This window comes from Microbulbifer discodermiae (genome assembly GCF_040742695.1).
GTDB lineage: Bacteria > Pseudomonadota > Gammaproteobacteria > Pseudomonadales > Cellvibrionaceae > Microbulbifer.
Map to the genome: position 1 here is coordinate 1 of NZ_JBFLAB010000080.1, position 10,929 is coordinate 10,929.

General features: G+C 60.8%; 14 protein-coding genes. 12 read left to right on the forward strand and 2 right to left on the reverse strand.

Annotation, left to right across the window (positions count from 1 at the left end):
* Positions 1 to 197 precede the first annotated feature (197 nt).
* Complete coding sequence (locus AB1S50_RS17765) at positions 198 to 476, forward strand: ogr/Delta-like zinc finger family protein (protein WP_367152467.1); 279 nt, start codon at positions 198 to 200, stop codon at positions 474 to 476.
* 283 nt (positions 477 to 759) lie between these two features.
* Here AB1S50_RS17765 and AB1S50_RS17770 read toward each other — a convergent pair whose 3' ends face one another.
* Both AB1S50_RS17770 and AB1S50_RS17775 read right to left on the reverse strand, forming a co-directional pair.
* A complete protein-coding gene (locus AB1S50_RS17770; RefSeq protein ID WP_367152468.1) occupies positions 760 to 1,830 on the reverse strand; it encodes a phage portal protein in 1,071 nt (356 codons plus the stop codon).
* Positions 1,827 to 3,590 (reverse strand): terminase large subunit domain-containing protein, encoded by a 1,764-nt coding sequence (locus AB1S50_RS17775; RefSeq protein WP_367152469.1) that lies wholly within the window; start codon positions 3,588 to 3,590, stop codon positions 1,827 to 1,829. Before AB1S50_RS17775 ends, AB1S50_RS17770 begins: the two co-directional genes overlap by 4 nt.
* A 149-nt stretch (positions 3,591 to 3,739) precedes the next feature.
* Here AB1S50_RS17775 and AB1S50_RS17780 point away from each other — a divergent pair, with 149 nt between their 5' ends.
* From AB1S50_RS17780 to AB1S50_RS17830, 11 genes are all read left to right on the forward strand, one after another.
* On the forward strand, positions 3,740 to 4,573 hold the full coding sequence (locus AB1S50_RS17780) for a GPO family capsid scaffolding protein (RefSeq protein WP_367152470.1): 834 nt from the start codon (positions 3,740 to 3,742) through the stop codon (positions 4,571 to 4,573).
* Between the two features lie 68 nt (positions 4,574 to 4,641).
* Complete coding sequence (locus tag AB1S50_RS17785; protein ID WP_367152471.1) at positions 4,642 to 5,661, forward strand: phage major capsid protein, P2 family; 1,020 nt, start codon at positions 4,642 to 4,644, stop codon at positions 5,659 to 5,661.
* A gap of 228 nt (positions 5,662 to 5,889) precedes the next feature.
* The gene (gpM, locus tag AB1S50_RS17790; RefSeq protein WP_367152472.1) at positions 5,890 to 6,549 is read left to right on the forward strand and encodes a phage terminase small subunit; all 660 of its coding nucleotides are present in this window, start codon (positions 5,890 to 5,892) and stop codon (positions 6,547 to 6,549) included.
* A gap of 131 nt (positions 6,550 to 6,680) precedes the next feature.
* Positions 6,681 to 7,154, forward strand: coding sequence for a head completion/stabilization protein (locus AB1S50_RS17795; RefSeq protein ID WP_367152473.1), 474 nt, complete (start codon positions 6,681 to 6,683; stop codon positions 7,152 to 7,154).
* Positions 7,154 to 7,363, forward strand: a complete 210-nt coding sequence (locus tag AB1S50_RS17800) for a tail protein X (protein WP_367152475.1) — start codon at positions 7,154 to 7,156, stop codon at positions 7,361 to 7,363. Before AB1S50_RS17795 ends, AB1S50_RS17800 begins: the two co-directional genes overlap by 1 nt.
* Positions 7,364 to 7,421: 58 nt before the next feature.
* Positions 7,422 to 8,012: a hypothetical protein gene (locus AB1S50_RS17805; protein ID WP_367152476.1), complete on the forward strand. Its 591-nt coding sequence runs from the start codon at positions 7,422 to 7,424 to the stop codon at positions 8,010 to 8,012.
* The gene (locus AB1S50_RS17810; RefSeq protein WP_367152478.1) at positions 8,009 to 8,488 is read left to right on the forward strand and encodes a hypothetical protein; all 480 of its coding nucleotides are present in this window, start codon (positions 8,009 to 8,011) and stop codon (positions 8,486 to 8,488) included. The genes AB1S50_RS17805 and AB1S50_RS17810 overlap by 4 nt, the downstream gene beginning before the upstream one ends.
* Positions 8,489 to 8,490: 2 nt before the next feature.
* Complete coding sequence (locus AB1S50_RS17815; RefSeq protein WP_367152480.1) at positions 8,491 to 8,766, forward strand: hypothetical protein; 276 nt, start codon at positions 8,491 to 8,493, stop codon at positions 8,764 to 8,766.
* Complete coding sequence (locus AB1S50_RS17820) at positions 8,763 to 9,254, forward strand: phage tail protein (RefSeq protein ID WP_367152482.1); 492 nt, start codon at positions 8,763 to 8,765, stop codon at positions 9,252 to 9,254. The genes AB1S50_RS17815 and AB1S50_RS17820 overlap by 4 nt, the downstream gene beginning before the upstream one ends.
* Positions 9,247 to 9,687 (forward strand): phage virion morphogenesis protein, encoded by a 441-nt coding sequence (locus AB1S50_RS17825; RefSeq protein WP_367152483.1) that lies wholly within the window; start codon positions 9,247 to 9,249, stop codon positions 9,685 to 9,687. Before AB1S50_RS17820 ends, AB1S50_RS17825 begins: the two co-directional genes overlap by 8 nt.
* Positions 9,688 to 9,975: 288 nt before the next feature.
* Entirely contained in the window at positions 9,976 to 10,917 is a 942-nt protein-coding gene (locus tag AB1S50_RS17830; protein ID WP_367152484.1) for an IS1595 family transposase, read from the forward strand.
* Positions 10,918 to 10,929 lie beyond the last annotated feature (12 nt).

Genomic DNA, 10,929 nt, shown 5'->3' on the forward strand with positions numbered 1-10,929 from the left:
CCAGTGCACCTGGAATCTGCTGAGAAGTAGATTCCAGGTGAAAAAACAAACAATCTCAGGGTTGTTTTGGTCAAATTCAGGCCCGCACCAGAAAATACTGATACTGCCGTAGCGATTGTTGAGTTATTCAGACGTTCCCTAGCTGTCAGGGGTTTATTTGGTAAAATTGTCCCGGATAACCGATCGAGGGCTCAGTGATGGAAACACAGGCAAACGATACAGATAACCCCAAACCGGTCATGGATATGACCCCCATGCGCATCGGACTCTGCTGTCCACACTGCGGCGCCAAGGCGCGGGCGCGGACCAGTCAGCAGATCACACCGTTGTATCGGGAAATCTATTTCCAGTGCACAGATGTGGAGTGCGGCCACACCTACGTCGCCGCGCTCTCGGTGCTGCACACGCTATCCCCCAGCGCCAAGCCTAATCCCGACGTGAATATCCCTCTGTCCCCCAGAATTGTGCGTCACTGATCCAGTTGCTGCGGGTGCCCTTGGGGCACCCCGAGCCTGCGTCGTTTTGCGTCGCCCGCAAGCTATTGCCAATCCGCTTGCAGCCCCCGCCCTAGCTGGGCCGGGCCGACTTCCGCCAGTAAGTCAAAATCAACACATTAAGTCCGCAGGCGAGGCGTGGGGCTGACTGCGCGCGCCGGGGCGGCGCAGGCCTGTGGCAGGCCGAGGGCGGTCGGTGGCGGATGGGAAAAAAGGCCGCCTGGTGCGGCCGGGGAGGAAAAGGAGCGGGAGCGGTGAGGACGGCTTAGGCGGGCTGGGGGGACGTCTCGGGACCGACGTCGACTTGGTAGGGCTGGAACTGGATCACCTCTTCGCCGATCCATTCGTTGAGCTCGGCGAAGCGGGCTTGCAGGGGCTTGAGTTCGTTCTCGTTAAACACCCGCGTCGCCTTCTCCACGTCGCCGAAGCCGGCTTTGTTCTTGGGAATAATCCCCATCAGTTGCGGTGGCACGCGGTGGGCGGCGAGCACGTCGTCGCGGCTGGCGTCTTTGATGTGCAGGAACTCATCCCTGGCAGCGACTTCGCTGATGGGAATGACCTGGATGCCGTCTTTTTTGCCGTCTGGGCTGTAGAGGAACAGGTTGCGGAAGTTGCCGGGGCCTTTGGATTGCTTCAGGGCCTCGCGCATATTATCGATATCCTCTTTTTGTTGGGCGGGGTCACTCACGTAGAGGATAAAACCAGCGTGGCTGCCGTTGAGATAATACTTGCGGCGAAACAGGGTGGCGGATTCGTTGAGGTAGGCGGCCTGCAGGGCGCTCAGGTACTCGGGCACGCCGTAGATCTCCTGGTTGATATCCGGTTCGGCCAGGTGGAAGATGGAACCTTCGGGGAATTGGTGCTCCTCTTGCCAGCCCTGCACAAAAAAATACTGTTCGCCCTGGCCGCGGCGCACATACTTGGCCAGTGCCGGCTGCAGGTGCAGTGGCTGGCGCGCCAGGTTGTCGCGCCGCTCCAGATAGCCGTTGCCAAAAATCAGATATTCCAGCGCCCAGCGGGAAAAGGCCGCGCGGCTCAGCATCCGGTGCGGTATAAAGGTCGAGGCGAGGATATTGCGTTTCACATAGATGGCGGAGCTGTGGTGGGGGCTGGCCCGAAAACTTTTTGACAGTCCGTGGGGATTGATGGGCGGCTCATACCAGCGGCCGTTGTACCAGCTCTCCACATAGTCCAGGATCTCGCGCCGGTCCAGCACCGGTACCGGCTCGCCAAAGCTAAACGCCTCCATACGGGTGCCGGTATCCGGGTTCGCCGCTACTGTTGCTGTTGCCGCTGAGGCGCCGGGGCCTGGCTTGCGCCGTCTCTTTCTGCTCATGAATAGATCTCCATAAAACCGCTGCTGTAGTCATCCTCGCTGCCGGCGCCCAGGGGTTCATTGCCCAGGGCGTGCATGGTGGCCCAGGCCAGTTCCGCGTGGCCGGTTGCCTCGCTGCGCCCGGCCTGGTAGGTCACCTGGCGACCGCTCGGGGTGAGTGTTTTTTTGATTTGCATAAACGACTGCGCCAGGTCGGTCCAGCCCGCATCGAATTCCAGTCGGCCGTTGCCGATGACGTTGAGTGCGCGCAGCACCAGTTCCGTCTTGACCGCCGGGGAGTAGTTGAGCGCAACAGCGGCGGGAAAGAATTTGCGCACCAGCTGGTAAACCCCGGTGCCCAGGCCGGTAGTGTCGATGGCGATATAGGCCACCGCATAGCGCTCGGTCATTGCGCGGATCTGCTTCGCCTGGGATTCAAAGTCCTGGCCTTTCCAGCGGTGCTTTTCCAATACCCGGAACTTGCCGCCGGGCACGGGGGGCGGAGCCACCACCACACAGCCGGCACCGTCGCCGTCCAGGCCCGGGTCATAGCCGATCCACACCGGGCGCGCGCCGTAGGGGCGCAAGGCAAAGGGTTTGATGTCCTCCCAGATTTCCCAGCTGTCCACAAAGCAGCGCTGCATCATCGCCAGGGGAAACACCGACTCGGTGTCGTCGATAAACTGGCACAGCAACAGATTCGCCCATTCGTCGGCGCTGTATTCCAGTTTCAGCTGGTCCAGATCGAACAGATCGCAGCCGCCGCGCAGGGCGTCCTCCACCGTGACGATTTGCCGCCACTGTCCGTCCTCGCAGTGCCGCCCCGGGGCCAGTGCACCGTGGCTGAGATCCAGGGCGATCCGCTCCGCTTTGGGGCGCCCGCGGTTGTAGAGTTCGCCGGCCCAAAAGGGATAGGCGTCGTGGGTGATGGCGCTGGGTGTGGAGATATAGGTCAGCCGCCACTTTTTGTGCATCGCCATGCCCGAGGCGACTTTGCGCAGCTCCTGGAACTTGTGCACCCAAAAATATTCGTCGAAGTACAGATTGCCGTGATAGCTCTGCGCCGTGCGCGCATTGGTGCCGAGAAAATACAGGTGGGCGCCGTTGGGCAAAATCATCGGATCGCCGCTGAGCTCCACCTCCGCCTCGGCCGCATACTGCACCATGTACTGTTTGAACACATGGGCCTGGGACTTGCTGGCGCTGAGAAAAATCTGATTGCGCCCGGTGTGGATGGCATCCGCCAGCGCCTCCCGCGCGAAATACCAGGTGGCGCCGATCTGCCGCGACTTGAGGATATTGCGGATCCGGTGTCGCAGTCCCGCGCCGTACCAGTCGCTCTGGTATTCAAACAGGGTGTCGCGAAACAGGGTGAGGAGTTTTTCCTTCTGCTCCTCCGTCATGGCATTGCGCTGGCGCCGTTTGCGCGACCCGGCGTTGCGGTTGGCCACTTTTGGGTTCAGGTCGCCCTCGTGGCCATCTTCCCGGGCATAGCGGCGCACCCGCGCCAGCCGTTCAATCTGCCGGCCCAGCAGATCGATTTCCTTAAAATCGGTGCCGGTCTTGGGCTCTTTGGCCATCAGCTGAATCAAGCGCGCCTCCAGGGAGGCTTCCACCCGCTCTATGGCCGGCGCCTCGCCCCAGCGATCGCGCGTCTTCCAGCTCTCCACCGTGGTGCGCGGCAGGTCCAGCTGCCGGGCGATATCCCGCGTGCGCCAGCCCTGCCAGTAGAGGCTGCGGGCGGCCCGGCGCGGATCCGTGGTGGGGGCGGTGATGAACATGCCGGCAGCCTATACCGCCGTTTGCCACCGCCGGGCTCTGCCCCCTTTGTCCCCGGCGCCGCTACAAGCCGCGCGCATTGAGACAGGCGGCGCGGCTCCCGACTATCAGCCACAACCGCTTTTAGCCGGAACTGACACAGGGCCACCCCATGGCAAAGAAATACAACTCCAAATGGTTTCGTATCGCCGTCGAGGGCGACACCACCGACGGCCGCGCCATCCAGCGCCAATGGATCGAACAGATGGCGGCCAACTTCGATCCGGAAAAGTACGGCGCGCGGATCTGGCTGGAGCATTTCCGCGGCATATTGCCCGACGGCCCTTTTAAAGCCTACGGCGATATCCTGGCGGTGAAGGCGGAAGAGGTCACCATCGACGGCGAACGGAAAATGGCGCTGTTCGGTCAGATAGATCCCACCGCAGACCTGGTGCAGATGAACCAGAAACGCCAAAAGCTGTATTCCTCGGTGGAAATTGATCCCAACTTCGCCAGCAGTGGCGAAGCCTACCTGGTGGGCATGGCGGTCACCGACTCTCCCGCGAGCCTCGGCACCTCCATGCTGGAATTTTCCGCGCAGCACCCGGATGCCAATCCCTTCTCCGCGCGCAAACAGCGTCCGGAAAATCTGTTTACCGCCGCCACCGAAGTCACCCTGGAATTTCAGGAGGTGGAAGAGCCGGGCGAGGGACTGGTATCCCGCATCCGCGAGCTGTTCAAGCAGAAAAACCGCAGTGACGATTCCCGCTTTGCCAACATGGAAGCCGCCGTCGAAGAAGTGGCGGGCAACACGGTGGACACACTGGAAAAGTTCAGGGACGAAGTTGCCGCACTCAGGGAAGAGTGCCGCAAATTCGCCACCCAGCTCGCCGCCGCCCGCGACCAGACCGCGGCGCTGGAAAAGAAAATCGATCACACCGAAAACCCGGCCGGCCGGCGTCCCGCTGCCGCCGGTGGCGATGGCCAGGCACTGACCGACTGCTGACCGGAAAAAACCCGAACGCCGCGCCGGAGTCCATCGGAATCCGCCGCGGCACTTAGGAGCAACAGAAGATGCGCAACGAAACCCGCAAAATCTACAACGCCTACCTGGAGCAGATCGCCAGGCTCAACGGCGTGGAAAAGGCCACACAGAAATTTGCCGTCGATCCCTCGGTGCAGCAAACCCTGGAAACCAAGATGCAGGAATCTTCCGAATTCCTCGGCCGCATCAACGTCATCGGCGTGCGGGAGCAGGAAGGGGAAAAGCTCGGCCTGGGTATCGGCAGCCCCATCGCCAGCACCACCAACACCGCCAACCAGGATCGCCAGACCAAGGATCCCAGCACACTGGATGCACAGCGCTACCGCTGCGAGCAGACCAACTCGGACACCCATATCACCTATGCCAAGCTGGACGCCTGGGCCAAGTTTCCCGATTTTCAGACCCGCGTGCGCGACGCCATACTGCGCCGCCAGGCCCTGGACCGGATACTGATTGGATTTAACGGCCTCAGCCGCGCCGCCACCTCCAACCCGGTCGCCAACCCGCTGCTGCAGGATGTCAACAAAGGCTGGCTGCAGCACTATCGCGAGCGGGCCGCAGAGCGCGTGATGACGGAAGTGGTCGAGAGTTCCGGCAAGGTCAACGTCGGCGCCACCGGCGATTACAAAAACCTCGACGCCCTGGTATACGACGCCACCGGCAGCCTGCTGGACCCCTGGTATCAGGAGGACACCGAACTGGTAGTGATCTGCGGGCGCAGGTTGCTGCACGACAAATATTTTCCCCTGGTCAGCACCCAGGAAGCCCCCACCGAAAAACTGGCCGCGGACATTATCCTCAGCCAGAAACGCCTGGGCGGACTGCCCGCCGCGCGGGTGCCGGGCTTTCCGGACAACAAGCTGCTGATCACCCGCTTCGACAACCTCTCCGTCTACTGGCAGGAGAGCTCGCGTCGCCGCACCCTGGTGGACAATGCCAAGCGCGACCAGATCGAGAATTACGAATCCTCCAACGACGCCTATGTGGTCGAGGATTTTGGGGCCGGCTGCCTGGTGGAAAATATCGTTATCCAGCCATTGGCCCCCTAGCAGGCTGTTGAAAAAATGTTTTTCAGCAGCCTGCTGTCCCGAACAGGGATGTTCGGATCGCAAATCAAGCATGTAACTGCTTGATTTGTCGTGGAGGGTTTGCGGACATGCGCCGCAAACCCCGGTTGAGAAAAGCCAGGGGGGGCTTTTTCAACAACCTGTTAGCAGATCCGTGGTCCCAGCTGCGCCGGCGGGCGCTTTTCAAATCGACAGCAAGCGGAGCACCCCATGACAAGCCCAGCCCAGCGCCACTATGAACGCACCCTCGCCGCGCAGGCCGCTACCGAGGATAGCGACAGCCACCACGCCAACGCCTACGAACGGATGCTGATGCAGCTGGCAGAGGATCGCCGGCGTCTAAAACAGGTGCAGTCCGTGGAGCGCAAGGTGGCACTCAAGCGCCAGCTGCTGCCCCGCTATCACGATTGGATCGAGGGCACATTGGAGGGCGGAGACGGCGCCCAGGACGATGTGCTGATGACCGCGCTGGTGTGGCATATCGACACCGGTGACTATGGGCAGGCACTGCGGATCGCCGACTATGCCCTGGCCCACAATCTGACCTTGCCGGACCAGTACCAGCGCGACACCGCCACCGTGATCGCCGAGGAGATTGCCGAAGCCGCGCTGGCCGCCCTCAATGCCGGACAGGCGTTTGACCTGGCGGTGGTACTGAACGCGGACCAGCTCACCCAACAGCGCGACATGCCCGACCAGGCGCGGGCCAAACTGCACAAGGCCGCCGGCCTGCTGCTCAGTGAAGAAAATCCCCAGGCGGCGCTGGAACACCTGCGTCGCGCCCTGAGTCTGCACGACCGCGTCGGTGTCAAAAAGGACATTGAAAAGCTGGAACGCGCGTTAAAAAAAACCACCGGCGGGACAGATTGAGCGATTGCTCTCCCGCCGCTGACTCGAGCGACCCACCGCGCCCGGCGGCGGGGCGGAGCCCGCGATAGCGCACAGCGATTCCAGGGCTCCGCCCCCCACCGCCGACTTCGCCGGTAGCAGGGAACAACCCCATGAATCCACTTGTCGTCAATGTCCCGGACAGCCAGCCCACCAGCGGCGAGCCGTTTGGCAATGACGGCTGGTTCCCGGATATCGACCAGGAACACCTGCGGGATAGCGTGCGGATTCACGGCGATATTCCCGAGCCGCGGCTCAGGGAAGCCTGTCTCTACGCCATGGCCAGCGTCAACCGCGAATTGCGGGACTGGCAAAGCCGGCAAATCGAAAGCGGTTACAGCAGTCTGGCACAGGTGCCCGGCACCCAGATGGGCGGGGAGAGCCAGCTGCTGATGCTCTACCGCCGCGCCGTGTACAGCACCGTCAAAGCGGATCTGACCGAACGCTACCGCGACCACGACAGCACCGGCGCCGGCCACGATCGCGCCGACGACCTCAGCCCCGGCATCGACGAACAGCGCCGCAACGCCCGCTGGGCCATCAATGCAATCCTCGGGCTGTCCCGCAGCACCGTGGAGCTGATCTGATGCGCGTGCGCGCCCTGCAGGGGGACACACTGGACGTTCTCTGCCACCGGCATCTGGGGCGCACCGCCGGACTTTTGGAACAGGTGCTGGCCCTCAACCCGGCCCTGGCCGAACTGGGGCCGCTGCTGCCCAACGGCACTTCGGTGACACTGCCGGAACCGTCCCAAGCCGCGGCGGAACAGCAACCACTGATACAGCTCTGGGACTGATGGACAGATCGCGCCGTTGCGAATGTCGGACCCAGCGGGAGGGGAGAAAAAGGAGAAGATGATGCAGTTACCCGATTATGCCCAGCTGCACAGCGCGATGACGCGCAAAGCCTATGGATTTTTTGACCGCGGCGATTACAACCTGAACCTGGTGGGCATCCGCAAAGCCGACACCAGCGCCAATACCTTTAACGATCACCTGGCCGTGGCGTTTCGTCTCAACGGCGCGTCGCACTGCTACCTGTTTCCCGCCACCACCGACCCGGGCCTGTACTGGCGCCAGCAGCCCGCCAACGTCAAGGGCACCGCCATCCTGGTGCCCGGCCAGTACCCGGGCCTGTGGCAGATCGGCAAACACCAGGGCAGCTACACCGCACTGGTGCAGCGCGGGCCGGTGCGGGTTTATCGGGACAGCAATCGCGACCGGATACTCGATACCGACGCCCCCATCGAGGGCGGCTATTTCGGGATCAACTGTCACCGGGCGTCCGCCCACCAAAACAGCCAGCAGGTGGACCGCTGGAGCGCCGGCTGCCAGGTGCTGGCCGACCCGTTGGATTTCAATCTGCTGATGGCCCTGTGCCAGCGCGCGGAACCCCTGTGGGGCAACCGCTTCACCTACACCCTGATCGAGGAGGGCGACCTGTGAGTGCGACCGTCATTGCCAGCGCCGCAAAGTTTTTGCTCGGCGGCCTGTTTGAGACCCTAAAACACCGCCGCGCGGTCAAGGCGGAAGAGCGACGCGGCGAACTGGAATTGAAAAAGGCTTCCAACAGCGCGCGCATACAACGCGCGCAGACGGGTGACAATCACGCCGCCGCCATGGATCTGGAAAGTGTGGGGCAGCGCGGCTGGAAAGATGACTTTTTGCTACTGCTCACCACACTGCCGGTGGTGCTCCTGTTTATCGCCCCACTGTATGAACTGGTGATTGCGGAACACTACCACGCCGGGGATTTGCAGCGGGCGGTGATGACCGGCTTTACCGCCCTCAAGGCGACACCGCAATATTACTGGTGGGCGCTGGCGGCCATTTATATCGACACCTTTGGCTTTCGGCGCATGTTGCGCACCGCGGTGGAAGCCTGGGCCGGAAAACGGATGTTCGGCAAAGGGCAGGGATGACAATGAACCTGAGTGAACAGCAAATGGAAGCGCTGATGCGCAAGGCGAGCAGGGAAGCGGCGCGCACGGCAGTGGAGGATCTGCTGCAAAAACTGGGCGTGGATACCGTCGACGTGCGCGAGACACAAAAAGATTTTGCCCACCTGCGCACCCAGCGCAAAGCCAGCGAGCAGATCGGCACCTGGACCCGCCGCGCGCTGCTGTTGTTTGTTATCACCTCCGCCTGCACCCTGTTGGTCACCGGCATCAAGGGTGCCTTCGCGGACCTGCTCAAATGATCAAGCCCGACAGCCTGCGGGCGTTTATTTTGGAAGCCGTCCCCCACCTGCGGCGCAACCCCGATGCGCTGCAGGTGTTTATGGACAGGGGCAACCTGGTCAGCACCGGCGCCCCGGGTTTCGCCTTCGAATACCGCTATACCCTCAACCTGCTGGTCACCGACTATGCCGGCCACCGGGATGCCCTGGTGGTGCCGCTGCTGGTGTGGCTGCGGGAGCAGCAGTCGGAACTGTTTCAGAACCCCAATCAACGGGAACAGATCCGTTTTGAGGCGGACATACTCGACCGGGATAAAATGGATCTCTCCTTCGAGATCCCCCTCACCGAGCGCGTCGGCGTGATTCCCCGGGAGGCCGGGGGTTTTAGTGTCGAACACTATCCGGAGCTACAGGAGAAAGCGCCCTGGCCCGCCACTCACTGGAAACTCTACCTGCGCGACCAGTTGATCGCCGAGTGGGAGATCCAGGACGGACAAAACAGTGTCTGACCCGCTGCGGCAGCTGGAAACCTGGGCCGCGCCCTTGCTGGCCAAACTGACGCCCACCGAGCAGCGCAAACTGGCGCGCAGTATCGGCACCCAGGTGCGCCGCCGCCAACGCCAGCGCATCGCCGAACAGAAAAATCCCGACGGCAGCGCCTATGCGCCGCGCAAAACCCGCGAGCTGCGCGGCAAGGCCAACCGTCTGAAACGCCGCCGCAAAATGTTCCCCAAGCTGCGCAATGCCCAACACCTCCGGGTTCAATCCACGGCGGACGGTATTGTGGTCGGCTTTCTGGGCCGCGCCGCCCGGGTGGCCAGGGTGCACCACTATGGCCTGCGTGAAAATGGTATCGAGTATCCGCAGCGACAGCTTTTGGGTTTTAGTTCCGCCGACCAGGAATTGGTGCGGGATTTGCTATTGAAACATCTGGCAGGCTGATCGCTGCAGAAGTATAATTAATTCCCTCCTGGGACATTTTCACGTCCCATTGAACTGGCTATCTGGGAAAGTCTTAGCCTATCCACTAAGAGCAGCTTGCTTCACTGGTTGAGTAACGGCACCTAATTAGTGCTGATAGCGTACAAACCTGGTGAGGCAAGTTTATCTATCAAAAATTATTTGCCTATTATGGAATGGAAGAAAAAATTACCTAATTACCACTCTTGCTAAGCTATAGATAACTGTATATAAATACAGTCATCTTATTGATCTGCAAGGGGATCTGCCATGGCCCGCAACAAAGTACAGTTTCAGAAAGGTATCAGTCTGACAGAGTTCCTCAAGCAGTACGGTACAGAGGAACAGTGCTTCGACGCACTTCATCGCTGGAGGTGGCCGGAAGGCTTCCTCTGCCCTCATTGCGGCCACAATCAGTGCTGCCAACTGTCATACAGGAAGCTACAGCAATGCAACCGATGCCATCGACAGACTTCAATTACCGCTGGCACTATATTTGACTCCAGTAAACTACCTCTCACCGTCTGGTTTCAGGCCATCTACCTTATCACCCAAGACAAGAAGGGCATCTCCAGTATGAACTTGGCTCGTCACCTGGGAATCTCCTACAACGCCGCTTGGCGCATGAAACAGAAACTCATGCAGGTAATGGTGGAGCGAGACCAGCAGTACAAGCTATCTGGCTTCATCGAGTTGGACGACGCTTATCTCGGCGGCGAGCGCACCGGATGCAAGCCAGGACGCGGCGCTGAGAGTAAGACCCCTTTCGTGGCTGCGGTTGAAACCACGAAAGAAGGGCAGCCCACCCGGATCAAACTCTCTGTAGTGCAAGGCTTCCGTAGCACTGAAATCGCCGCTTGGAGCAAGCGCTACCTAAGCAAAGGCAGTACCGTTATCTCGGATGGCCTGGCATGCTTCAATGCTGTCACTGAGGCCGGCTGTGACCACGACAAGATCGTCTGCGGTGGTGGCCGAGCCTCCGTTGAGGAACCCGAGTTCTACTGGGTGAATACGGTACTCGGCAATTTAAAAAGTGCGTTGCGCAGTACCTACCATGCCATACGACCGAAATATGCACAACGCTACTTGGCGGAGTTTCAATATCGTTTTAACCGCAGGTTCGACCTGTGTGCACTTATTCCCAGGCTTGTCTACGTTTCTCTCCGGACGCCGCCAATGCCAGAAAGATTACTGAAGCTCGGCTTAGCTTAGGTGGTAATTAGG